At 36.2% G+C, this 25,569-nt stretch carries 25 protein-coding genes; 6 read left to right on the forward strand and 19 right to left on the reverse strand.

From position 1 onward, the window contains the following. Nucleotides 1-134: 134 nt before the first annotated feature. On the reverse strand, nucleotides 135-914 hold the full coding sequence (fabI, locus tag FHY45_RS03605) for an enoyl-ACP reductase FabI (protein ID WP_066101403.1): 780 nt from the start codon (nucleotides 912-914) through the stop codon (nucleotides 135-137). Nucleotides 915-1,022: 108 nt separating this feature from the next. Beyond that, nucleotides 1,023-2,384, reverse strand: coding sequence for a magnesium transporter (mgtE, locus tag FHY45_RS03610; protein ID WP_066101407.1), 1,362 nt, complete (start codon nucleotides 2,382-2,384; stop codon nucleotides 1,023-1,025). 132 nt (nucleotides 2,385-2,516) lie between these two features. On the opposite strand from mgtE, the gene prpE reads away from it, so the two are divergent. Beyond that, entirely contained in the window at nucleotides 2,517-3,263 is a 747-nt protein-coding gene (prpE, locus tag FHY45_RS03615; RefSeq protein WP_139891574.1) for a bis(5'-nucleosyl)-tetraphosphatase PrpE, read from the forward strand. A gap of 90 nt (nucleotides 3,264-3,353) precedes the next feature. Here the strand turns inward: prpE and FHY45_RS03620 are convergent, their stop codons facing one another. The 4 genes from FHY45_RS03620 to yjbM form a co-directional block, all read right to left on the reverse strand. Next, a complete protein-coding gene (locus tag FHY45_RS03620) occupies nucleotides 3,354-3,677 on the reverse strand; it encodes a hypothetical protein (protein WP_139891423.1) in 324 nt (107 codons plus the stop codon). 98 nt (nucleotides 3,678-3,775) lie between these two features. Further along, on the reverse strand, nucleotides 3,776-4,663 hold the full coding sequence (locus FHY45_RS03625) for an RluA family pseudouridine synthase (RefSeq protein ID WP_066101416.1): 888 nt from the start codon (nucleotides 4,661-4,663) through the stop codon (nucleotides 3,776-3,778). A 121-nt stretch (nucleotides 4,664-4,784) separates the two neighbouring features. Then, nucleotides 4,785-5,579 (reverse strand): NAD kinase, encoded by a 795-nt coding sequence (locus FHY45_RS03630; RefSeq protein ID WP_066102367.1) that lies wholly within the window; start codon nucleotides 5,577-5,579, stop codon nucleotides 4,785-4,787. A gap of 22 nt (nucleotides 5,580-5,601) precedes the next feature. Beyond that, the gene (gene yjbM / locus FHY45_RS03635; protein ID WP_139891424.1) at nucleotides 5,602-6,225 is read right to left on the reverse strand and encodes a GTP diphosphokinase; all 624 of its coding nucleotides are present in this window, start codon (nucleotides 6,223-6,225) and stop codon (nucleotides 5,602-5,604) included. A 269-nt stretch (nucleotides 6,226-6,494) separates the two neighbouring features. Here yjbM and FHY45_RS03640 point away from each other — a divergent pair, with 269 nt between their 5' ends. The 4 genes from FHY45_RS03640 (at nucleotide 6,495) to FHY45_RS03655 (ending at nucleotide 9,263) form a co-directional block, all read left to right on the forward strand. Then, nucleotides 6,495-7,091, forward strand: a complete 597-nt coding sequence (locus tag FHY45_RS03640; RefSeq protein WP_066101421.1) for a CYTH domain-containing protein — start codon at nucleotides 6,495-6,497, stop codon at nucleotides 7,089-7,091. Between the two features lie 5 nt (nucleotides 7,092-7,096). Further along, nucleotides 7,097-7,768, forward strand: a complete 672-nt coding sequence (locus FHY45_RS03645; protein WP_066101424.1) for a lytic transglycosylase domain-containing protein — start codon at nucleotides 7,097-7,099, stop codon at nucleotides 7,766-7,768. A 216-nt stretch (nucleotides 7,769-7,984) separates the two neighbouring features. Beyond that, entirely contained in the window at nucleotides 7,985-8,389 is a 405-nt protein-coding gene (locus tag FHY45_RS03650) for a globin domain-containing protein (protein WP_139891425.1), read from the forward strand. Then, on the forward strand, nucleotides 8,382-9,263 hold the full coding sequence (locus FHY45_RS03655) for a ClpXP adapter SpxH family protein (protein ID WP_139891426.1): 882 nt from the start codon (nucleotides 8,382-8,384) through the stop codon (nucleotides 9,261-9,263). Before FHY45_RS03650 ends, FHY45_RS03655 begins: the two co-directional genes overlap by 8 nt. A 593-nt stretch (nucleotides 9,264-9,856) precedes the next feature. Here the strand turns inward: FHY45_RS03655 and FHY45_RS20765 are convergent. From FHY45_RS20765 to FHY45_RS03690, 7 genes are all read right to left on the reverse strand, one after another. Beyond that, nucleotides 9,857-10,174: a GyrI-like domain-containing protein gene (locus tag FHY45_RS20765; protein WP_306821543.1), complete on the reverse strand. Its 318-nt coding sequence runs from the start codon at nucleotides 10,172-10,174 to the stop codon at nucleotides 9,857-9,859. A 311-nt stretch (nucleotides 10,175-10,485) separates the two neighbouring features. Beyond that, nucleotides 10,486-12,297, reverse strand: a complete 1,812-nt coding sequence (pepF, locus tag FHY45_RS03665; protein WP_066101435.1) for an oligoendopeptidase F — start codon at nucleotides 12,295-12,297, stop codon at nucleotides 10,486-10,488. 50 nt (nucleotides 12,298-12,347) lie between these two features. After that, complete coding sequence (locus FHY45_RS03670) at nucleotides 12,348-13,493, reverse strand: competence protein CoiA (protein WP_139891427.1); 1,146 nt, start codon at nucleotides 13,491-13,493, stop codon at nucleotides 12,348-12,350. A gap of 122 nt (nucleotides 13,494-13,615) precedes the next feature. After that, nucleotides 13,616-15,133 (reverse strand): cardiolipin synthase, encoded by a 1,518-nt coding sequence (gene cls, locus FHY45_RS03675; RefSeq protein WP_066101441.1) that lies wholly within the window; start codon nucleotides 15,131-15,133, stop codon nucleotides 13,616-13,618. Between the two features lie 193 nt (nucleotides 15,134-15,326). Further along, nucleotides 15,327-15,986: an adaptor protein MecA gene (gene mecA / locus FHY45_RS03680; RefSeq protein WP_066101444.1), complete on the reverse strand. Its 660-nt coding sequence runs from the start codon at nucleotides 15,984-15,986 to the stop codon at nucleotides 15,327-15,329. 259 nt (nucleotides 15,987-16,245) lie between these two features. Then, nucleotides 16,246-16,641: a transcriptional regulator SpxA gene (gene spxA, locus FHY45_RS03685; protein ID WP_066101447.1), complete on the reverse strand. Its 396-nt coding sequence runs from the start codon at nucleotides 16,639-16,641 to the stop codon at nucleotides 16,246-16,248. Nucleotides 16,642-16,996: 355 nt separating this feature from the next. After that, on the reverse strand, nucleotides 16,997-17,578 hold the full coding sequence (locus FHY45_RS03690) for a GNAT family N-acetyltransferase (RefSeq protein WP_139891428.1): 582 nt from the start codon (nucleotides 17,576-17,578) through the stop codon (nucleotides 16,997-16,999). A 293-nt stretch (nucleotides 17,579-17,871) separates the two neighbouring features. Here FHY45_RS03690 and FHY45_RS03695 point away from each other — a divergent pair, with 293 nt between their 5' ends. After that, nucleotides 17,872-18,060, forward strand: a complete 189-nt coding sequence (locus FHY45_RS03695) for a hypothetical protein (RefSeq protein WP_066101454.1) — start codon at nucleotides 17,872-17,874, stop codon at nucleotides 18,058-18,060. Nucleotides 18,061-18,313: 253 nt separating this feature from the next. Here the strand turns inward: FHY45_RS03695 and FHY45_RS03700 are convergent, their stop codons facing one another. The 6 genes from FHY45_RS03700 to FHY45_RS03725 form a co-directional block, all read right to left on the reverse strand. Continuing rightward, on the reverse strand, nucleotides 18,314-19,501 hold the full coding sequence (locus FHY45_RS03700) for a putative glycoside hydrolase (RefSeq protein WP_373925466.1): 1,188 nt from the start codon (nucleotides 19,499-19,501) through the stop codon (nucleotides 18,314-18,316). A 183-nt stretch (nucleotides 19,502-19,684) separates the two neighbouring features. After that, nucleotides 19,685-20,632: an ABC transporter ATP-binding protein gene (locus FHY45_RS03705; RefSeq protein WP_066101457.1), complete on the reverse strand. Its 948-nt coding sequence runs from the start codon at nucleotides 20,630-20,632 to the stop codon at nucleotides 19,685-19,687. A gap of 1 nt (nucleotide 20,633) precedes the next feature. Beyond that, nucleotides 20,634-21,704 (reverse strand): ABC transporter ATP-binding protein, encoded by a 1,071-nt coding sequence (locus FHY45_RS03710; RefSeq protein ID WP_139891429.1) that lies wholly within the window; start codon nucleotides 21,702-21,704, stop codon nucleotides 20,634-20,636. An 18-nt stretch (nucleotides 21,705-21,722) separates the two neighbouring features. Further along, complete coding sequence (opp3C, locus tag FHY45_RS03715; protein ID WP_066101462.1) at nucleotides 21,723-22,751, reverse strand: oligopeptide ABC transporter permease; 1,029 nt, start codon at nucleotides 22,749-22,751, stop codon at nucleotides 21,723-21,725. Beyond that, nucleotides 22,751-23,680, reverse strand: a complete 930-nt coding sequence (gene opp3b, locus FHY45_RS03720; RefSeq protein WP_066101463.1) for an oligopeptide ABC transporter permease — start codon at nucleotides 23,678-23,680, stop codon at nucleotides 22,751-22,753. The genes opp3C and opp3b overlap by 1 nt, the downstream gene beginning before the upstream one ends. A gap of 125 nt (nucleotides 23,681-23,805) precedes the next feature. After that, the gene (locus tag FHY45_RS03725) at nucleotides 23,806-25,461 is read right to left on the reverse strand and encodes a peptide ABC transporter substrate-binding protein (RefSeq protein WP_139891430.1); all 1,656 of its coding nucleotides are present in this window, start codon (nucleotides 25,459-25,461) and stop codon (nucleotides 23,806-23,808) included. Nucleotides 25,462-25,569: the final 108 nt, after the last annotated feature.

A 25,569-nucleotide genomic window follows, 5' to 3' on the forward strand; every position in this document is an offset into this window, starting at 1 on the left:
ATAATGAAGGGGGAACAGTTCCACTTTATTTATGTGATTGATTGACTGATTTACACAGTAACACTTTTCATAAAAAAAACTCTCTATTTCAAAAGCGGTTATCAAAGCCACCTTGCAATAGAGAGTCATTTTATTTATAAGCTTAAGATGTGATACCCTGAATCCACATGGATATTTTCCCCCGTAATTCCCCGGGACAATGGACTGAACAGGAATAGGGCTGTGTCTCCCACTTCCTCCTGGGTTACTTGTCTGCGCAAAGGTGCACGCTCTTCAAATACTTTTCGAATTTCATTAAAATCGCCGACTCCTTTGGCCGACAAGGTTCTGATTGCTCCTGCTGAAATAGAATTTACTCTTACGCCGTTAGGCCCAAGATCATTAGCCAAATATTTCACACTTGCTTCAAGTGAGGCCTTGGCCACACCCATGACATTATAGTTTTGGACTACTCGTTCACCGCCAAGATAAGTAAGAGTAACGATACTAGCCCCTTCATTCAGGATTTCTTTTGCTGCTTTTGCAACAGCTGTTAATGAATAAGAGCTAATATTTTGGGCCAATAGGAACCCGTCCCTCGTCGTGTTCATATACTCACCTTTAAGCTCTTCCTTATTGGCAAAAGCAATACAGTGCGCAATCCCGTCTATCTTTCCATATTTTTCTCTAATCGTAGCAAAACATCCTTCGATTTCATCATCTTTTGTAACATCACATGGCAGGACGAAGGTCTCTTCTCCACCCTCTAAGCTGTTTACAAGGTCATAAACACTCTTTTCCATTCGTTCCCCTGCATATGTAAAAATTAATCTAGCACCAGCCTGGTAAAGTGAATTAGCTATACCCCAAGCTATACTTCTTTTATTTGCCACACCCATTACAACAATGGTTTTCCCATCCATACTTAAGTTCATAGGAAGGATTCCTCCTTAAATAATTAACACAAGTTATTAGTACCTACTACTAATTTAAACTAAGTAAAGAAGAATCGCAACCATTTTCTGTTTTTTCAGCTAAATATATCATGTGAGATAACCCATAAAGAGAGTAGCCATTCCAAAGTAAATAAGAATACTTATTAAGTCATTAATGGTCGTAATAAATGGTCCTGAGGCTACAGCAGGATCAATATTCATCTTATGCATCAATAAAGGCACAAGGCTACCCGCTAATGTGGCGACAATTAATGTTACCAGTATGGAAATACCAACGAGGGCAGCAAGAATTAGTTCACCTTTCCAAACATAAACGATAATGGTAACCACGATTCCACATGATATTCCGGTTATAAGTCCTGTTCCCGCTTCACGCCAAAGGAGCTTTAGCTTGTTTTCATCCTCAATTTGCCCTGTAGCAATTCCTCTCACTATAACAGCCAAGCTTTGTGTACCTGTATTCCCAGCCATCCCTGCAATTAAGGGGATGAACACCGCCAGAATTGCCTTTTTCGATAAAGTTTCTTCAAATTGACCGATTAAATTAGCGGTAATCATGCCTAGAAATAATAATATAATCAACCACGGGAGTCTTTTACGGGCAGATGAAAAAGGACTTTTATCTATGTATTCCATATCGGATACCCCTGCTAATTTGGAATAATCATCGGAAGCTATTTCATACATAACATCAATCATATCGTCAAATGTTATAATGCCGACCAGATGATGCTGAAAATCAACAACCGGCATCGCAACGAAATCATAGTCTCTCATTTTTCGAGCTATTTCTTCCTGATCATCGCTTACTTTCACCGAATAGACCTGTTTGTTCATTAATTCAAAGACCATTGTATCATCATCTGCCACAATCAAATCACGCAGGGATAGTACCCCTGTTAATTTTTGCTTTTCATCCATAACATAAATATAATAAATTAATTCAGCATCCTGTGCTTCCTTCCTCACTAGTTTCATGGCAGATCCTACTGTTTGATTCTCTGCAATGCTTATAAATTCAGTCGTCATGATACTTCCTGCAGTTGATTCCTCATAGTGAAGCAAATGCATGATATTTTGCGATTGTTCTTCATCCATTAAAGACAAATAACTGATTATTTGTTCCTTATCCAAATTACTGAGCAAATCAACAGCATCATCCGGATGCATTTCAGCTAAAATAGAGGCGGCATATCGAGGATCCATTTCTGCTAAAATTCTCTCTACAATCTCTTCTTCATATTCATAAGCAAGATTCCCTATTAGCTCTGCCATTTCATCCGGTGAGAGAAAGTGATGAACAGTTGCCCGTTCTTTTTCTTCTAAATTCGCATAAAACTTTGCCTGATCATAGGGGTGAATATCTAAAAATATAATCCGAAACTGTTGGAGGTTCTCTTCTTTTAATAAACGCAGTAAATCTCTTTGCTTGCTTTCCTGAATTTCCATTTTAGAGGTCACCATACCTTTTTTTATGTCGTTTAAGGCGTATCTATCATACCCTTTACAATTTCCTAAATAGATATAATTGAAACCCTTTAAAAAAGGGTAATATAGAGGTAATAGAAGGAAGTGATGCAAATGATCTATGATTGTATAGGCGATGTACATGGTTGTTATGGGGAATGTATCGAATTATTCCACAAACTGGGTTATCAATTTAATGAGGATAATATTCCTGTCCATCCAAACGGAAATACCCCTGTCTTTATAGGCGATATTACTGATCGAGGACCTAATTCTATAGAGATGATTAACCTTGTATGGTCATTAACCATACAACGGAAAACTGCCTTATATATACCTGGTAATCATTGCAATAAACTATATCGTTATTTCCTAGGCAATAAAGTAAAGGCTGTACATGGCTTAGAGACAACGATTGCTGAACTTGAGGCTTTATCTAAACCAGTAAGAAAGAAGGTGCGCGACCATTTTATGCAATTATACGAGTCAGCTCCTCTTTATCTTGTCTTAGATCAAGGTAAGCTTGTCCTTGCACATGCCGGTATCAAAAAAGAATTTATAGGAGCAACACATAAGGGTGTTAAAACATTTGTTTTATATGGGGATATAACCGGAAAAACACTGCCGGATGGAAGACCAGAACGAAGGGACTGGGCACTTCGACATCCAGGTGATCCGATTATTGTCTATGGGCATACGCCTGTCCGCGAACCAAGAATTAAAAATAATACGTACAATATCGATACAGGAGCTGTATTTGGAGGAAAATTAACTGCTTTGCGTTACCCAGATATGGCCCTTTTCTCAGTAACCTCCTCTCAACAGCTTGTTCCAGAAAAATTTCATACTTATGACAATTAATTCTAGTAATTAAAGGTGTCTGATTGTCCTATTATGCGACATTCAGCACCTTTTTATTTTCCAAGAAAACTTTTGGTTAAAAAAATCGAATTATCCTCGATCCAGAAGTAACTCATTACATAGGTCAACACATACTCCTTGTGAAAGGTATTGATTGAGCATGGTCTCCAAATCAATTGATATGTCATTGTCTATCAGGATTTTCTCAAGTTTTTGGTATGTTATTTTTGGAGTTATTTCAGCTCTTTTATCAGGAAACATGGTCCTGATCGCCTCATTCATAGCTGTCTTTTTATGTTGGAGATGCCTTACTGTAGAAGCAAAGGTAAGAATTGTTTCAATAAAACCAACTTCGGTTGGATTCAAATGATTATCAGCAATCCATTCATCTATTGTTTTGATGTTATTTACCATTATTTTCACTCCTTTTAAAATACTTATTTGCAAAACTTTATTTATCCTCAGTTTATTTATTTTAAAAATAGATATATCTGCTCAAATACTCATAAGCCCTATATTAATTGCATCATATCTTCTGGTAATTCACTCTCAAACGAAAGTTCTTTCCCCGTTATTGGATGAAGAAATTTCAACGAATAACAATGTAATGCCTGCCGCTTAATCAGTTGTCTGCTTTCCCCATATAAATCATCACCTATTAGCGGATGCCCCAAATGTGCCATATGTACTCGTATTTGATGCGTTCTTCCGGTTTGCAGCTTTAATTCCACAAGTGAATACCGTTCAAATAATTGCAGCGTTTTATATTCCGTGCATGCATATTGGCCATCTTCCCGTACCTCACGTTTAATAATGCTGGTATCCATACGGCCAATAGGTTCTTCCACTGTTCCAGCCAAGGGTGTAATCACACCGGTGACGATTGCTTTATATTTTCTCTCCACCGTTTTTATAGATTTAGACAAACTTAATAAATGGTGTATATGGCGATGCTTGGCTATTAAGACCAAGCCAGACGTATCCCGGTCCAATCTTGTGACAATATGAACGGTCGCTGAATGGCCAATTTGTTCATAATGGCCAATGATTGCATTGGCTAAGCTACCGGCTGGATGCTCTCTAGATGGAATTGTAGACATGCCGGCCGGTTTTTCGACGACCATTACATAGTTATCCTCATAGATAATAGAAAGAGGTATCTTCTCACCTATCAGCTGCTCACTTCCCACCTCTTTCGGGAAGATTACGGTAACCTGATCACCAGTTTTTAATATGTATCGCACCGTCACTTCTTGCTGATTAACAAAAATATAACCACCCTTAAATTTAATATCTGCCAACGCTGATTTTGATATTTTTTTATCCGCCAAATATTCTCTCAAAACTTTATTGCTTTCCTGATTTTCTACTGTCCACTCTAATGTAAATGGCTTCACCATGGAGACCTTCCTTTTCATTATTCATATTTATAGCTTTTTAAGCTAAAGGATTATTTATTCAGTAAAAAAGGTGACCAAAAGACAATTGCATTCTTTTAGGTCACCTACTATAACTTTCTTTTTATTCTGTAACAAAAGAATCACGAACTCTTTTCCAAAATGGGAAAGGTCTAAAACGAGCAAAACGAATTCGTTCATCTGCCACTCTGAATTGAATCGATTTTACCTCTTTATGCAAAAGACTTAAATGGTCAATTGTAATTTGAAAATCATCATTTGTTACTGGTTTCATCATACAGGTATGATGACCTGGCAGTATTAGAGGAGATCCAATTGTACGGAACACTCTATTATTGATTGAAGCCATTTCCGTCAATTGCACAGCAGGGATGGAAGGATGAATAATAGCACCACCAAGGGCTTTATTATAAGCAGTACTGCCTGAAGGAGTAGATACGCACAAACCATCTCCTCTAAACCTCTCAAAGGATTGCCCTCTAATTTCTACGTCCATCACCAATGTGCTCCCCACACTTTTAACAGTTGATTCATTCAAGGCTAAATATTTTGACTCTCTGCCACCGTGACTGTATCGAACAGTAACCTCCAGCAGTGGGTACTCAACAGTTTGGTAAGGCGTCTTAGCTATAGCATTAGCTAGCTTTGTAATCTCTTCAGGTCTCCAGTCAGCGTAAAAACCTAAATGACCCGTATGTACACCTATAAATGCTGTTTTATCAAGACGTGAGCTATAACGATGAAAGGCATATAACAATGTTCCATCACCGCCGACAGATATAACAACATCAGGTTGATCCTCATCATAAATAACACCCAGACTATCCAATTGATCCTTCACTTGCTCCATAAAATGATTGGATTTGGTATCTCCTTTAGACGTAACTGCATATTTCATCATAATCCCCACCTGTAAAGTGTTATTTCCCCCTCTTCTTAAAGACATATTGCTGCGCTTCCTGGATTTCCATTTTGATCTGTGTCATTTCTTCATCCATATGGAAAGCTGCTTCAGCTAATCTCTCTAAGCGATTGCGTAATGTTTCCGGGAACTGTCCGTTATACTTATAATTAAGTGAATGCTCTATCGTAGCCCAGAAATTCATGGCAAGGGTACGAATTTGTATTTCCGCTAATATTTTTTTCTCTCCGTGAATCGTTTGAACCGGATATTCAATAACTACATGATACGAACGGTATCCACTTGCTTTTTTATTTGTAATATAGTCTCTTTCTTCAATAATTACAAAGTCAGTTCTTTGTCGTAACAGCATAACTACCTGTTTTATATCATCCACAAATTGGCACATAATTCGAAGACCGGCTATATCCTGTAATTCCATTTCAAGTCTTTCCTCAGGAATTTGCTTTTGGTAAGCCTTATCCAGGATACTCGCGATCGGTTTAACGCGACCTGTAACAAACTCTATTGGTGAATGTTCTTTTTCTAAGTCACATTGGGTTCTTATACCCCTTAATTTGATCTTTAACTCATCAACCGCCTGTTTATAGGGGGCTAAAAATTCATCCCATTTTCTACTCATGGATTCCACCACCTGAAATACTTTTCAATATTCTTGTTATTGAGAGCAAGGGAAAACTCAGAATCGAAGACATTATCATGTATTAGTATGTATTTTATGAATTAATCGTCTTTATTCAACCATGCTAATGAATACATTTAGTACTAATTATTACCCTAAATTGCTCAAACCCATTTTAACACAAAGATTATACGGATATCTAAGATTGATGTTATCTATTCAAAAAGTCATAATAGTTATACATAAGTTTATCATGGAGGAATGTACATATGAGCGAACAAATCGAAATTGAATTCAAAAATTTGCTGACATTTGAGGAATTTAACCACCTCATGCAACGTTTTAAAATAAAGCCAGAACATTTTACAGTACAAAAAAATCATTACTTTGACACAGTTACATTTGACTTAAAAAAATATACCTCAGCTTTACGTATACGTGAAAAAAATTCATCCTATGAGATGACCCTTAAACAGCCTCTTGAAAATCAAAAAGGCTTATTGGAAACCAACTGGGATATAGACCCTGATACAGCTAATAAAATCATAAAAGATGGTGGTATCCCTGATAGCAAAATCTCTGAAAGAATTAAAAATCTAAAAATCAACCCACAAGAAATTCGTTATTTTGGTACCTTGACAACGAAACGGGTTGAGCTTCCTTATAAGAGCGGCCTGCTCGTTTTAGATAATAGCTCCTATTTCCAAATAGAGGATTATGAGGTAGAATTTGAAGTGGACAACTTTGATCAAGGAAAGAAAGAATTTGACCTGCTTTTATCAGAATCTGGCATTCCGGTTCGTCCAACTGAAAATAAAGTTCAACGTTTTTATAATCAAATGATACTATACCTTACTAAGGAGTGAACATAATGAACGTAGGAGACATCAATACGATTATTCAGCTTCAAGCTCTCGGATCCCTGAGGCCAACAGATAGTAATTCTGTAACTCAGGCACCTTCTTCTGCCAATTTATTTCAGGCTCTGCTGAATGAAGTTCTTTCATCCGTCAGCCATCCTACGAATAATGCACTTGCTGCCAATCCGGGATTAGGTACATTGGCTACTATAATCAACAGCAGCATTCCGTCTTCTCCGTCCATTGCGTACAATCCAGTCCCAATTACTAATCAATCAACTACTGGTACAGCAATTATGAATCAGAATACAGAATACGATGACATTATAAAAGAAGCTTCCAATAAATATCACGTCCCTGAAAAATTAATCAGATCCGTCATACAGCAGGAAAGCGGCTATAATTCAAATGCCATTAGCTCAGCCGGGGCATCAGGCTTAATGCAGCTAATGCCCAAAACGGCTTCATCTCTTGGCGTAAACAATATCATGGACCCCTATGATAATATTATGGGTGGAACCAAGTATCTTAAATCCATGATGACTAAATATAATGGAAATATCGAATTGACCTTAGCTTCTTATAATGCAGGTCCAGGAAATGTTGATAAATACGGTGGTGTACCGCCTTTTAAAGAAACGCAAAACTATGTAAATAAAGTCATGACTTCCTATTACGCATAAAATAACCAAACCTGCAAAACTGTTCATAAAATGAACAGTTTTTTATTTCCCCTTATATATGCAAATTGAAGAACTATCAATAACCTTCTACTAAGCTTCTCTGCTAGCATCTACCCTTCAAAATCTTATAAAATCAGGAAAAAAAGCAGTATATTGGATAATTCAAGTCTTGCTTGTTAAAATTATTCTTATCAACTCATGGAGGGAGAATAATGTATGGCAGAAAATCCAACTCCATATGATGCATTAGGGAAAGAGCGGTTATCTGAATTAATAGATGCATTTTATGATCATGTGGGTTCGCATCCGCTGCTAGCTCCTATTTTTCCAGATGATCTTACAGAGACAGCTCGTAAACAGAAACAATTTCTTACTCAGTTTCTTGGTGGACCTTCTTTGTATACTAAGGAACATGGTCATCCCATGCTGAGAGCAAGACATCTTGCTTTTGAAATTACACCTATGCGTGCAAAAGCCTGGCTGAGCTGTATGGAGAAGGCTATGGATAGTATTCAGTTAGATTCTCCTTTAAGAGAGTATCTGCTGGGCAGACTTACCTTAACAGCTGAGCATATGATAAATACAAACGATATCCAGCAAAAAGGTGATAGTTATGAATAAGCATGACTCTTCAATTCCAAAATGGCAGGATTGGCTGTCTGTCCATCAATATTTTAAACCGTTGGAAAAACCATTAGAAATCTATTTATTTATAGATCCTACTTGTTCAATTTGCTTTGAGCTGGAACGAATTATAAAACGACTGAAATTAGAATATGGACATTACTTTGCTTTAAAGTATGTGTTTAGCAAAAAAGTGGAAAGAAAGCATACAAATGCTAAGCACCCATTTCCATCATTCCTTTCAGCTGCAAACAGGTCGGGTATTTCCTGTGATGATAATATCTGGATCAACAATCCTGAAAGCTCGTTATATATCACCCCTATCGCGATTAAAGCTGCAGAAATGCAAGGAAAGAAGGCTGGATATCGTTTTTTTAAGAAAATTCAGGAGGCTTTATTTCTTGATCAAAAAAGTGTATCAAATTGGCATACATTGTTAGCCTGCGCTCATAAAGCCAAGATAGATTGTGATGAGTTTTCACGTGATATCAATTCAGAAAGTGCCATAAAAGCTTTTCAATGTGATTTAAAAATCTCATCAGAAATGGATGTCACTGACCTGCCTAGCCTGGTCTTCTTTAATCAAAAGATGGAAGATGAAGGTATAAAGGTATCAGGGGCTTACCCTTATGAAGTTTATGTTCAAATACTTGAGGAGATGTTAGGATTTCCGCCTAAAGCACAATCACTCCCCTCTTTAGAGGACTGTATTAAGGATTTTCAAATTATTAATACTCATGAGATTACATTTATTTACCGAATGGATAAGCAAGAAGTTGAAAGGGAAATGAAAAAATTACTCTTGAAGCGTACGGTTGAGAGGATACCATCATCCAACATAACGTATTGGAGATATGCAGAAAACGATTAAAAACCGTCATTATAATTATTATCCTAGAATATTTTTCCGTATAAATAAGAATAAGACTCTGTAATCGGACAGAGTCTTATTCTTCATACGAACAAAGGGGATGGGAGAAATTTTTCACGGTCAAACAAAGGGGTAAATGTTTGCTAGTGATCAACTTCACAATAGTAATATAACAAATTCTCTTCACATATGCAAGCACTTTGTTCATTAATTCACATTTCTGACATTTTTACTGCATACTTGGTTATCCTCTGCCATATTCTTTAGAAATCAGTACAAATTATCTTATGTAATAAAGGATGATTTCTATGAAAAAAATTTATATTTGCAGTTTAATCCTATTAGTTTTATTTTCTATTCCCCTGCAGCTGTTTGGGATTATGCGGATCATTCCTCTCTATGTATCGTCACCTATTTTGTTTCTCTCTTTTTTCATCTTTATCTATAGTCTTGGTTATCAAAAAAAATTCAAGGGATTCTAAAAGCCTTAAGTTGGCCTAAAACTACTGGTTATAGTTGCATTATAAATTAAACGTGAGAGCTCGCAGAAAATTGGCGAGTTCTCTTGATTGGCCTGCACTTACTTTTAGAGTTTAAGATTCTGTAATAGTATCCAATAACTCAATAATTAGATTATCTTTATTATTCCAACTATGATACCTCTCTAAATGCCATTTATCTAATTGTCTTTCATATCCGTTTTTTTCAATCCAAGCGTGTAATCTTGCATATGTATCTCTAATACTATAATTAGCTCCATTATGTTTGCCTACAGCATATCTTTGAGGCGGAATCGTTAAGCAAACCATATCATCCGGTATATCCTCGTACTCGTTAACTTGAACACATATCCAATAACCATCTTCAGTTTCTGAATAGTTATCAACAACAAATGCCCCTATTGTACAGATGAATTGGTAACCTGTTGAATTTCATTCATACGTTCATTAAGAAGTTGTGCTGCTTTTGGAATTTCATTTTAGATATTGTTCGCCATCGCATAAAACTCGAAAACCTACTAATTTAATTTCACTAAGATCCTCAATTTTTGGATTGTGTAAAACTTTTTCCTCCAAGGGTTATTTCCCTCCTCTAGAGTTACTAGTACTGGAATCATTAAGTTTAATTTCAGCATTTAATTCCATTTTAAAAAAACCGCCCCTTAAAAGTTAAATTGGTGTCTAACTTCTAAGGGGTGGTTTAAAAAATCCTCGAATTATTTTTATTTATCTAAAAGAGCTTCCAGCTCATTTAATTTATCCTCAAAAACTTTACAAGCTTCTTCAACCGGATTCGGTGAAGTCATGTCTACACCTGCTTTTTTAAGAACCTCAATTGGGAAATCACTTGAGCCTGCTTTTAGGAATTCAATATAGCGCGTAACAGCCGGCTGCCCTTCCTCTAAAATCTGTTTACTTAACGCTGCTGCTGCACTGAATCCAGTTGCATATTGGTATACATAATAATTGTAGTAGAAATGAGGGATTCTTGACCATTCCAAACCAATCTCCTCATCAATAACAATATCATCACCAAAGTATTTTTTATTAAGCTCATAATATTTTTGTGTTAGGCTTTCAGCAGTCAGAGCTTCTCCATCCTGTGCCATCTTATGAATAATGTGTTCATACTCCGCAAACATCGTCTGACGGAATACTGTTCCTCTAAAACCTTCAAGATAATGATTTAATAAATAAATTTTCTTGCTCTCATCATCTATTGTTTTAAGCAAATAATCATTCAACAGGGCTTCGTTTGTAGTAGATGCTACTTCAGCTACGAAAATCGAATAATTACCATATGGATATGGCTGATTTTTGCGTGTGTAAAAACTGTGTACAGAATGGCCGAATTCATGAGCTAATGTGAAAAGATTATTCACATTATCCTGCCAGTTCATTAGAATATATGGATTAGTTCCATATGAACCTGAGGAGTATGCGCCGCTTCGTTTACCGCGATTTTCGTGAACATCTACCCAACGGTTTTCGAACCCTTCTTTTAATACATTGATGTATTCCTCACCTAAAGGCTCAAGCCCTTTTAGAATATATTCTTTAGCCTCATCATAGGAAATATCCATCTTCACGTCTTTCACTAAAGGTGTATATAAATCATACATATGCAATTCATCCACACCTAAAAGTTTTTTACGAAGCTTCACATAACGGTGTAGTAAATGCAGATTGTTGTGAATGGAATTGATTAGATTTTCGTATACGGTTTCCGGAATATTATTATTGCTTAAAGCTGCATGTCTTGCAGAATCATAATGACGTACCTTTGCATAGAAATTATCTTTCTTCACTGTCCCGGATAATGTACTTGCGAACGTATTTCGGTACTGTCCATATGTCTTATACATCGCTTTAAAGGCTTCCTCACGAACTCTACGATCACTGCTCTCCAAAAATCTGCTGTACCTTCCATGAGTCAGTTCAACCTCTTCCCCGTTCTCATCTTTAATTGTAGGAAAACGAAGGTCGGCATTATTTAACATGCCAAAAGTATTGGATGCAGTTCCCATCACTTCTGATGCCTGAGCCAATAAAGCCTCTGCCTCTGCTGATAGAACGTGGGGTCTTTGCAGATTGATCTCTTTTAAAGTTTGTTCATATAAGGAAAGCTCCTTTTTCTCTTGCATGAACCGATTAATTGTTTCTTCTTTAATTGCAAGGATTTCAGGTAAAATATACGAAAAAGCACTGGCAGCCTGAGAATATAAATTCCGGGCGCGGTCGTCCATTCCCTGATAAAATGTATTACCGGTATCCTGGTCATATCTCATGTGAGAATATGTATATAAACGTCCAAGTCTTTCAGTAATCATATCCTGAAATTGCAAAGCCTGCCATAAGGTATCAGCACTCTCATCTAATTTCCCTCTATATTGATCGCCTTTTGGCAATTCAGCCAAAATGCCCTTGAACTCCTTCTCCCATGCTTCATCGCTTGGGAAGATATCCTCCAGTCTCCAAGTATCTTCTACAGGTATATCTTTTCTTTCAGGTAATTGTTTAATATCTGCAGCCATGCAGTTCCCTCCAATCATTTGCTTCTTTCATAAAGTTCTTCATAATACCTTTAATTCCCTTCATAAAAATCGAATAACCTCAATTTGATTATCTCTTCAAAATGATCGTCTAAAATGAAGTCTTCTCTTATTATATAATGATTTACATCTATTTTTTCCAAATAATCAATTTTTTCAAGGAATCTCAGATATTCTTTCAATGCGGTAAATATATCCTGGCTCATTAAAGGGCATTGATTTAAAATTATATCCTTCTTCTTTATTCTTTCCAAAAATCTTGACCGAATCCATGCTTCACTGATTCTTCCATGCAGGTTAAAGCAATTCAGTAAATCGATATAGATTAATCCTTGCCAGACAGTCGCCGGCATTCCATACATACAGCCGCTTAACAATGGAACACCAACAAATTCAGGGATTTTAAACGGAGATATCCCAACCTGATATAATTCTTTAATCAGCTTACTTTGCAAGCCTTTAAAACGGATTTCATTCATAAGTTGCAGAGTACGTTTTTTAAACCAATCGTTTAAATAAGGGATTTCTTGCTTGGGTGGAGATAAGATACTTTCCAGACCCATTCCCTCAGATAACAATACCATCTGACCGAAGCATTGTTCTATTGAGACAGGTATAATATTCACAAATGCCAGTATGGAATTTGCTTGCTTGGGGTTGTGAAAGAGGAGAAAAGGTGATGAAGATTTTCTAAGAGCAGATTTAAGGAGTGAATTTAGCCTCCACAGATAAACTCCGTTTCTTTTAATGAAGTGGCTGTGAAAAATCCAGATAGGCACAACATCTGCATCCAAGTATCCTTTTGTTCTTTTCAAAAATAACTCTTCATGAATAGATGAACATTGATATTCGATTGCATAATATTGATTTTTCCTCTTTACATAAATGTCAGGTCTTTGCTTTATGATAGCTATATATTTCTCCAGTTCAACATCCAACTGACAGCTTCTTAACCAACGGTATAAATTATTTTTCCCTGATAGATGATCTGCTGTTTCAGATTCAGTTGCTGCTTGGCAATTCCCCTTTGTTTGATGAGCAAAATGGGGAATCGTCCGCGGGCCGGAACGGTATATCACACGTTTCCGGCAAGCAGGACAGCGATACTCTTCCTCGTGTCTCTTTATAATTTGGTTGGCATGAATTTGTTTATCTTCTTTATTAATTGCAACCAGCATGTACAGGCTCCTTTTCCTATAGGATACCTATCAAATTCTCGTTATCTATTTAATAAACCTTCATTCTAAATGAACTCTATATGTCCATCTGTTGAACTTTTCAACTAGGCGGAGCTTTTTCATCATAGCATCGGTGATAGTAGTCTAAATAATGATTCCATCATTCTCATACCGAAATGTCTACCTTTAAATACCTCAATATGCAGCTCATTCGAAACTAATAAGTCATGTAGATAATCATTTACTAATGTTTGTACACTATCGGTCTTATAGAGAAACGCATTGACTTCAAAGTTCAAGTGAAAGCTTCTCATATCCATATTTGAGGTACCTATAGATGCAAGTTCTCCATCTACAATGATGATTTTTGAATGCAAGAAACCCTCACGATATTCATAGACTTTAACTCCTGTCTCCAATAAATCAGGATAATAGGACCTCGAAGCATGGAAGACAATTCTCTTATCCGGATTACTAGGTACTAATAAGCGAACATCAATACCACTTAGAGCAGCAATTTTCAAGGCAGAAAATATGTCTTCATCTGGGATAAAATAAGGGGAGGCAATCCAAACTGATTTTTTTGCCGAAACAATCATAGAAAAGAATATATTTTTAATGGTACTGTATTCATTATCAGGCCCACCTGCAATTATTTGTACTCCCCCATGATGCCCTTTTTCATGATCTGTTGTTACAGGAGCAAGATACTCATCTGTTAAGAAACTGTGATTGGTCATGTAATACCAATCCTGCAAAAAGATTAATTGTAAACTGCGGACTCCTTCTCCATTTAACCTCAAATGGGTATCACGCCAAAATCCAAAGTTCTCATCTTTACCCAAATATTCATTACCGATATTTAAACCACCAACAAAGCCAATATCTCCGTCCACTACAACAATTTTTCGATGGTTTCTAAAGTTAAATTTATTATTTAAAAAGGGGAGCTTAACAGGGCCAAACGCCACTACCTCAATCCCCCATTTTCTCATTTCCTTAATATATTCCCCTGAAAGAGTCCATGATCCGACTGCATCATAAAGAAATCTAACTTTCACCCCGTTTTTCGCTTTATTAATAAGTATGTCTTTAATTTCATTCCCCAAGGTATCATGGCGAACAATATAATATTCCATATGTATGTGATGTTTTGCTTGCAATAAAGCTTCTTTAATAGAATTAAATGTTTCTTTTCCATTTGTAAGAACTTTAGTCTCCGTAGATAAAGAGATAGGGGTGTTGGCAATCTGATCAGCTAGATTAAACAATTGGCTATAATCATGATTCTCATTATCTAATCTTAATAATCTTTTCTCACTTTCCCCTGTAATATCCATATACTTTTGCTTATCTAAAAAATATTTTTTCTTAAATATCTTTTCTTTTCTAAAATTCCTTCCAAATAACAAATAAAACAAGAATCCAACTACCGGAAAAGCACCCAAAACGATTAACCATGCTAGTGTCTGTGCAGGATGACGATTTTCCAGGAATATAATAAATCCAATAAAAACAACAGTTATTGTAAATAATATACTTCCATATTGAATATAATCCCCATCGAAATTTTTCTGATATATAAATCCCACAATCCCTAAAATTGCGATAAATAAAAGAACATTAATAAAATTCTTCATAATCCTCACCTTATCCATTTTTCATTGAAAACTTTCATTATCTATACCCCAATATGGTCTGAATGACGCAAACCCTCGATTAGTTTTTCAATCACACTTTCTAAATAGGGGGTCCTCAATGTGGTGATTCCAGACCAATTTAAGAACTAAAAAGCCGACTTCCAAGTGGAAATCAGCTTTCAATTAATGAGTATTAAGAAAAGTATTGGCTTACAGTCGAGAATACATCTTTAGGTATAATGACTTTTCCATATTCTTCAAGACGATGGATTGTAACAGGAGATTCATCAGCATATTCAAGTATAATTGATAGCTTATTATCAATCTCTTCTTCCACAAACTCTCCATCTGGAAATTCTACATACAAATAATATATATTTTCAAAGGAGTATAACTTGGTCACAACTCCTTGAATTCCGTTCGTTTTACTTAATGCAATGACATCTTCAAAGTCTTTAAATGAAAGGACAAATTCCAATGTATCATCCTCTGTTATTTGCTCATCTATTGCTTGGTTAGTTTGAAAATGCTCTTCAAGCATAGACTCTATCTTCACATCAACGGAATTGGCGGGATCATCAATTGGCAAATCGAATTTATGGCCATCCTTGGATAGATGCGCTCGAGTAACTAAAATCTCCAACCCTTTTTCAAGTGCTTGGATTTGAATCCAAAGTGGGCCTTCAACAGTAAAATCCTCTTCTTCATGCACTTCATCCATCATTTCCCAGAAAAGTTCCTCACTTCGATCACGATTATACCAGATCTCTTCTCGATCGAAGCCTCGCTTTTCAATATCCCCATATGAAATGTAGAATTTTACAGTATTCTCATTAATACGTTCGATTTCCATGATTCACTCTCTCCCTTCTGGTTTGAGGTAATTGAAGGGATATACCCCCAAACTAGGTTGTTATATCTTTTCCCTGTTTTTAAAAATGTTAATCATGGATGTTCTTTTTATAAAGCAGGTGGTAGTTATATTTTATGATAAATAGTAAATAGTGGGAAACAAAAAGCCTATATTTCATAAAATAATTATGTCTAATAATTTAAGATACACCAAAACCCCCTTCGCTGTCCAGGAAGGGGGTTTATGAACAATATAAAAATTAATTAACTAAGCGCTGTGCTTCTCGAAGTTGAAATGTTCTTACTTTACGAGGTAAAAATCGTCTGATTTCATCTTCGTTGTAACCAACTTGCAGACGTTTTTCATCAATGATAATTGGTCTTCTTAATAATCCGGGATTCTGTTGGATGATATTAAACAATTCCTGTAAAGGTAAATTATCAAGATTTACATTTAACTTTTGAAAAGTTTTCGAGCGTGTTGAAATGATTTCATCGGTACCATCTTCAGTCATACGTAAAATCTCTTTTATTTCATCAAGACTTAATGATTCAGAAAAAATATTACGTTCTTTATATGGAATATCATGTTCTTCTAACCAAGCTTTTGCTTTTCTACATGACGTACAGCTAGGTGATGTGTAAAGTGTAACCATTCCCTGTCACTCTCCCTATTCTTTAAGTTCCCTTATCCCGTTAGAGCTATATATTTAACATTTCACAATGCTTATGATACTATCTAAATTAAAATAATTATAATTAAGGAACATATAAAATTATTATACATGATTAATAATGGAATGTGTAGAGATTTTTTAGAAAATGTTTCCGGGTTTACTAAACATTAACCTTACTATCATATTATTGAAATAATTGTTATATTACTCCATTCCTTTGCCCTATTTCATTTGGCCTGTGTCTCTTTTTTTAAATAATTTCTATTATTTATATACCCTAGAGCGAAGCCGTTAAACATTTGAGGTAAAAAGAAAACAAGCTGAAGTTAAATCTTCAGCTTGTTATTTCATCTAAAATATCAGATTTATTTTCTTTTATTTTCAAGGCTTTCTCAGTTGGCCGGTATTTCCCTCCATATAATTCTTCATCCTTATAAGTATGCAAATCACGATAGATTTCTTTCATTCCATCTAATACCTCTTGATCCATATGCTTATCTGCTTCCGGACTCCAATAAAGAATCTCCAATTCTACATCTTTATTTGTAGCGAGTGAATTTTTAACATAGGAGACGGTATTCGCATGCTTAAAACCCTCTCGTTTATAAAATCGTAATCTTTTCTCTGAATCCTCTTCCGACTCATTTATCGGCTCTACTTCTAAAAAGATTGGTTTTCCCTTCAATTTCAGTTTGTCCAAAACCTTTTTTCCTGTACCATTTCCTCTTGCATTACCCATCACATATAAGTAATCAACAAAGATAAAGTTCTCTTTCTCTGCATATAATAAAATATGATTTTTCCCATTATCAAGGAAGTAGTCCTTTTGGCCATGATTTAACAGCATGTTTATATGTTCTTCTGATTTCATTTCCTCTTCCGGAAAATATTCACGCAATCTTTTATACCAACTCATCTGATGTATCTGCTCCTTTGTTTATCTAGTTCGTATCTAGTAATTTTGATTTTACATTCATACATATTCTTATAGGTTGTTAAATGATAGGTGTTACCTATCTCATGGATTAATAGTTTAGAACAAGCATCCTGCCTATTCGTATGATTTTTTCTATCTTCTAAGGTGATATATTTTATTAAATGTATAAAATTTAGCAACCAAGTTACCTTTTCCCTTTTCTCCCACTTCTTAATCTATTACAATAAAAATGTAAAGAAATTTACACAGTCGAAATATAAAAGGAGGAACGAATGAGCGAATATATCCTTGATTTTATATTGGTATCCTTTTTAATTATTGGTCTAACTGCTTTTATGGGTCCATTAACAAATGGTATTGGAAATCTGATTTTCGGCAGGCACAAGCGTTCTGAGTTTGTGATACAAACGAACAGATCAACAACCGGATTTAATAAGGTTGGCGGCAAGAAAAACAAATAACCTTTTCAATTTCTTAACCTTCCTAACAGAGCTGTATTCGCGTAGCGAAATAAACTTCATAATCATCACTGGCTTTAAACATTATTATAAATGGCGGATGCAGCCAGTATTCTACTTCTTAAGAACCTGTTGATAAAATTCCCCAAATTATACATTACTAATAAAAATTCTCACCCGATTGGAGTATGAAATAAGCTAAAGAAAAGGATTGGCTTTTTTTAGCCAATCCTTTGTTTCAGCTTATATGATTTTATTATTGTTTATAGTCTACTCCGGAGGTATAACGGTTTCCTGAGTTCCATAATAAATACTCATTGATTCCTTCTTCTTTTAACGCTCTAATTTGATCTTCTACTTCTTTTTTTCCGTATTGCTTATAATTTCCTTTACCTAGCCATGGTGCCGTAAAATCCTGAATCCAAGGCCTGGAGATTGGCGGACTCTCTAAACTGCTCAATTTTTTATTCTCTAGTTTTGCGTATTCTTTTACAAGTTTATATGGTTCTAAATCTGGCTTGGCAATTCCAAAATAGGATGTCCAATGACTCGGATAGATCATAGAAGAAATGACATCAACATGCTCAGATATCTTAGAGAAGTTTTGTCCTATCCCAGGCGCTTCTGGAAGAGTAGCAGAGTAGCCAAAAATATCAACTGATACCTTTACTCCATATGGCTCTAATTCACTCTTAGCATACTCTACAAAGTCTGTAACAGCATTTACTCGATGCTGAACATTATCTACAGCTTTATCTCCGTAATTACCCACTGAGTATTTCAATTCTTTATCGCGATTCTCAAATCCTTCGGGAAAGCGAACATAATCAAATTGAATTTCCTGAAAACCCATTTCAGCTGCTTCTTTTGCAATCTCAACGTTATATTCCCATACATCTTTTACAAATGGGTTAACAAATGATTCTCCTCTGCCATTTTTCCATACTTCTTTTCCATCTAAAAATGACCATTCAGGTTTTTTATTTGCCAAATAACTATCCTTAAAAACCGTCACTCTGGCAATCGGATAGATTTCTCTTTTTTCCATATCCTTTAATAATTTATCTGGATCTTTAATTAGATTTGTTCCAGCTTCAGCATATGGCTTAGATGCATCTGGTTTATAGGTTAATTTACCGAAGTCATCTTTTATATCAATAACCATCGCATTCAAATCTGTTGTATCCACTAATTTTGCCAGTTCTTTATATTTACTGCCCCCTGCAGAATTTCCTGTCACATAGATGCCTCTTACTGCATCAGGATATGTAAATGAATATTTCGATTCTTTTATAAATCGTTGCATCCCATCAGGAAGTTCCTTGTTTTCTAGAACAATACTCTGTCCACTATGTAGTAAAAACTCTTTTTCAGCCTCTGTAGCAGCATATGATACCTCTGTAAACAGTGTCCCTATCATTAGGATTGACATTAACACTGCCATTTTTTTAACCAATTTCATCCCCCACATCACTCCTTCATGTCACTATTATTATACCTCCTATAAATATGAAAAAACATCTCACTTCCCTCTTTTTCCAAAAATACATCAAAAAGGCTATCCACAGAAGGATAACCTTTTTGCTACATATTCCAAATAAGACTCGTGAACCACAAACGGTTCATACTAATTTTTTTTGATATATGTTTTTTTATATTGCTCAAATTCATTTAATGAACACAATACATGATGTCCTGGTGCAATCTCACGCATTTCTAGTTGTTCATTTTCATCATAACCATGAACGTCCGGATTATACGGTTTTCTTCTGCGCGTGCGTTCACTTTCCGGATCCGGCAGAGGAATCGCAGAAAGAAGAGATTGTGTATATGGATGCATTGGGTTTTTATATAGATCTTCACTGTCTGCAACTTCTACCAATTTACCATAATACATAACACCAATACGGTCACTGATGTATTTCACCATTGACAAGTCATGCGCGATGAACAAATATGTTAACCCTTTTTCTTTTTGAAGCTTTTTCAGAAGGTTAACAACCTGTGCCTGAATGGAAACATCAAGCGCTGAGATTGGCTCATCGGCAATAATAAATTCAGGATCCACTGCGAGTGCTCGGGCAATCCCAATCCTTTGACGCTGACCACCAGAGAATTCATGCGGATAACGACTCGCATGCTCACGGTTAAGTCCAACCGTTTCAAGAAGATCGTATACGCGTTTCATACGTTCTTCCTTATTTTTCGCTAATCCGTGTATATCAATGCCTTCAGCAATAATATCGCCCACAGTCATACGAGGATTTAATGAAGCATAAGGATCCTGAAAGATCATTTGCATACCTCGGTTAAATTGCTTTAGATCCTTACCTGATTTTCTGCCATGGACTTCTTTCCCTTTAAAAATGACTTCTCCGCCACTCAAATCATATAAACGGATAATGGATCGCCCTGTTGTAGATTTGCCACATCCAGATTCTCCCACCAGACCGAATGTTTCACCTTTATAGATTTCAAAAGATACATCGTCCACCGCTTTAACCATATTCGGTTTACCAACATTAAAATATTGTTTAAGTCCTTTGACTTCGATAATTTTTTCTTTTGTAGCCATATTAGTTAACCCCTCCTACTTGTACAGGTTTTTCAAAATTGGAGGCCATATGGCGAATACGCTGTTGGACTATCTCCGGTGGATTTACTTTTGGTGCATCAGGATGTAGGAGCCAAGTTTTTGCAAAATGAGTATCTGAAATCTGGAACATAGGCGGTTCCTTTTCATAATCAATTGCTAAAGCATAGGGATTCCTTGGTGCAAATGGACACCCCTTCGGTGGATGAATCAAATCCGGAGGAGTACCAGGAATCGCTGTAAGCTCAACATCCCCACTATTATCTAGGCTAGGCATTGAGGATAATAGCCCCCATGTATACGGATGGCGCGGATCATAGAAAATTTCATCTACCGTTCCAGTCTCAACAATTTGTCCTCCGTACATAACCGCTACACGATCAGCTACGTTCGCAACAACTCCTAAATCATGTGTAATAAAGATAATGGATGTATCAATTTTATTTTGTAAATCCTTCATTAATTCTAGTATTTGGGCCTGAATGGTAACATCCAAGGCTGTTGTTGGTTCGTCTGCAATCAGCACTTTTGGATTACATGAAAGAGCAATCGCTACAACTACACGCTGTCTCATTCCGCCTGAGAATTGGTGAGGATATTGGTTCATACGAATTTCAGGCTGGGCAATCCCTACTAATCTTAAAAGCTCGATAGCTCGCTCACGGGCGGCTGCTTTGCTTAAATTTTGATGCTTGATTAACCCTTCCATAATTTGCTTACCGACTTTCATGGTTGGGTTTAAAGAAGTCATCGGATCCTGGAATATCATTGACATTTCTTTACCGCGAATTCGTTGCATTTCTCTTTCAGTCATTTTAACAAGGTCACGATTTTCTCCAAAAAGTATTTGTCCCTCTTTTATACGTCCTGGAGGATTCGGAATTAATCTCATTAATGCCTTTGTTGTAACGGATTTTCCGGAACCGGATTCTCCAACAATTGCCAATGTTTCTCCTTTGAACAAGTCAAAACTAACTCCACGTACAGCTTTAACCTCACCACCATAGGTATCGAAGGAGACATGCAAATTTTTTACTTCAAGTAATTTCTCCATTATAATTCTCCTTCCCTATTATTTTCGCATTTTTGGATCAAGCGCATCACGGAGACCATCAGCCAATAAGTTAAAGCTTAAGATTAGTATACTGATAGCTAAGGATGGAATGATCAATAAATATGGATATGATTTTATATATCTAAAACCGTCATTTACTAAAGAACCCAAAGAAGCTTCAGGTGCAGCAATTCCCAGACCAATAAAGCTTAGGAATGCCTCGGTGAATATGGCTCCCGGAATTGTAAACATCGATGTAACAATAATGGGTCCTAATACATTTGGTAGTAAATGTTTGAATATTAAGCTTCTATTTGAAGCACCTAGCGTTTTCGAAGCCAAAACATACTCCTGATCTCTTAATTTCAGGAATTGCCCCCTAACCATCCGAGCCATTCCTATCCAACCGGTTATAACCATGGCGAGTGTAATCGAAATTACCCCAGGTTTTTCGAAAATTAGGATCATTAAAATAACAACAATTAGATATGGAATACCGACGAGCACTTCAATAATACGCTGCATGACAGCGTCAATTCTGCCTCCAAAGAAACCGGATATCCCTCCATAGGTTACACCAATGAAAAACTCAATTACGGCTGCCAATATAGCGATATACAAGGAAATCCTTGCGCCGTACCAAACCCTTGTCCATTGGTCACGCCCTAAATCATCTGTACCAAACCAGTGATATCTGTCTTCAATACCATTTTTTTCATAGACATTCACACCATTTTTATCTGTACCATCAAATGGAAGCCAGCTGATATTTTCCAACCCCTGAACACGAGGCGGCAATTTAGAATTTGCTATGTCCTGTTGCTTATATGTGTAACCAGACGTCATTGGTGCAAAGATTGCTAAAAGACCGAAGATCACAACCATGACAAGTCCAAAAATTGCACCTTTATTTTTAAGTAAATGTCTCCATGCATCCTGCCAAAATGTTAGGCTGGGGCGAACGATTTTCTCTGCTTCATGAGATTCTTGCCCTACAACCTTAAATAATTCTGGAGAAAGGTTTTCTGTCTTTAGATTATTTTCCATTATTTTTTCCCCCCAGCAAGGCGGATACGAGGATCAACAATTCCATACATGATGTCCACCAAGAAGATTACAAGAATAAATAGTGCACTATAAAAAATCGTAGTACCCATAATGGTTGGATAATCATTCATATTAATAGAGTTAACAAATTGTTCCCCTAATCCAGGAATAGCAAAGATTCGTTCAATTATTAGTGTTCCAGTCATAATATTGACAGCCATTGGTCCAAGAATCGTAATAATTGGAATCAATGCATTTCTTATACCATGCTTAAATACTACAGCTACACCGGATAAACCCTTTGCTTTTGCAAGAGTAATATAATCAGATCCCATAACTTCTAGCATTTCAGACCTCATAAAACGAGCGATGCTTGCTATAACCCCAGCGGAAAGCGCCAGTGTTGGCAAGATCGTATATTCGAATCCATCCCAGAAAGCAACCGGGAAGATTTGATTTTCTACGGCTAAGAAATACTGTAAAAATCCTGCAAAAACGAAGGATGGGATCGAAACACCCAGGACAGCAATAACAGTGGCACCATAATCTATCCATGTATTATGACGCAGTGCAGCAGCTATTCCTAACATTAGGCCAACAATCGTTCCAAACAGCAAAGCTTGAAAACCCAAATGGGCAGAATTTGGAATACGTGTAGCAATTAATTCTGTAACCGGTCTGTTGTCATATTGGAAAGAAGTACCTAAGTCCCCTTTAACTAAGTTTGTCATATAAGTGACATACTGCTTCGGCACTGGGTCATTCAGTCCATATTTTTCATAAATAATCTCTTTTTGTTCAGCAGTAAGCTTTTCCTGATTTTTCAGCGGAGATCCCGGCAGCATTTTCATCAAGAAAAAGGTAGCAGTTGTAATAACAAATAAAGTAATAATCATATAGAATATCCGTTGTAATGTATATCGCAGCATTATTAGCCCCCCTTTTTCAGTTTATCACAATTATTTTTTTATTCTGAATTTTATTCCATAACTAGGGAAAAGGAGAGCACATGGCCATTTAAGGCATGCACTCTCCCATTCAGGCACACGAGCTATTATTCCTCGATTGATACCCACTTGTAACTGTAATCTCCGCCAAAGGCGTGGTTATATAGATTTTTAACTTTTTCCTTCGATAGGAATGAAAGTCCGCGTTGATAAAGTGGGCTGATGGCCGCATCTTCTTCAATTAGGATTTTTTCTGCTTTTAGAAGAGCTTCCCAACGTGCTGGCAGATCACTTAATAATGTAGATCCAGCTTCTTTAACCAATTTGTCATACTCAGGATTTGAGTATCCCATTTGGTTATGAGCTCCATCAGTTACGAACATATCGATGAAAGTCATAGGATCTTGGTAATCTGGACCCCATCCAGCATAAGAGAAGTCATAATCACCTTTAGATTCTAATTCAAGTTTTTGCTTGAATGGTTGTTGCTTAAGGCTAATTGTAAGTCCTGGAAGAGTAGTTTCAAGCTGTTCTTTGATATACTCACCAGTTTTCTTAGCAGAGTCACCATCATAATTTAGCAATTCAAGTTCAACTTTGGATTCGCCGATTTCTTTCAAACCTTGTTCCCAAAGCTTTGCAGCTTCTTCTTTATTTGTAACGTTCATATCTCCGTTAGCGTCACGGAAATCTTTTCCGTCCGGACCTTTAACAAAATCACTTGGTACCAAGTAGTATGCAGGTACAGATCCGTTATTTAAGATTGTTTTTACAAAAGCATCCTTGTCATAAGCCATATCAATTGCTTTACGGATATTAACATTTGCTAATGCTTTGTTCTTCTGGTTATAACGAATGAAGTATACAGAAGTATCTTTTTCTGTACCGAATTCTTCGCTATCTTTGTAGTTATCAACGTTTTCAGCAGTCAATCCTACACGATCAATTTTACCTGTTTCATATAAGTTTACGGCTGTATTAGTATCTTTTACGATTTTAAAATTGATTGTTTCGAGCTTTACAGTATCTTTATCCCAGTATTGATCATTTTTAGAAAGTGTGAAACTTTCTTCATGTTTCCACTCAGACATCGTGAATGGTCCATTATAAAGTGTTGTATCTGCTTCAAGACCAAATTTTTCGCCTTGTTCTTCAACAAATTTTTGATTTTGTGGCATGAATGTTCCGAAAGAAAGTAGAGATTGGAAATAAGGGATAGCATTTGTTAGTTTAATTTCAAGAGTGTAATCATCAAGCGCTTTAGCACCTAACTCTTCCACTTTCTTTTTACCAGTGTTGATTTCTTCTGCATTTTCAATTACATACATCATGTATGCATATTCAGCAGCAGTATCAGGATTTACAGCTTTTTGCCAAGCATAAATGAAATCGTGAGCTGTTACAGGATCACCATTTGACCATTTAGCATCTTGGCGCAGTTTGATAGTGAAAGTTTTTCCATCTTCACTTACTGTTGGATCTCCCTCAGCAACACCTGCAACAACTTTATCTCCCTCACCTAAACGGTAAAGACCTTCCATCGTATTGTTCATAACGTTGAAAGAAACAGAGTCAGTAGCCATTACAGTGTCCATAGACGGAATTTCAGAACTTTCTACCAAGTTAAGTACTTGTTCAACGTCTTTCTTGCCTTCACCTTTATCATTGCCACCTGTCTCTTCGTCTCCGCCGGAACAAGCTGCAAGGAAAGTGCTCAAAGCAAGAATCATTACAAGAAATAATGAGATTTTTTTTGCTTTCATACTAGTAAATGACCTCCCTATTTTTTACTCTTCTAATTTTCAGAAGATTTCGTAACCAATCATAAAACGTTTCAGAATTTTTTGCAATCATTTTTTTACATTTTGTTT

This window comes from Bacillus sp. D386, assembly GCF_006346415.1.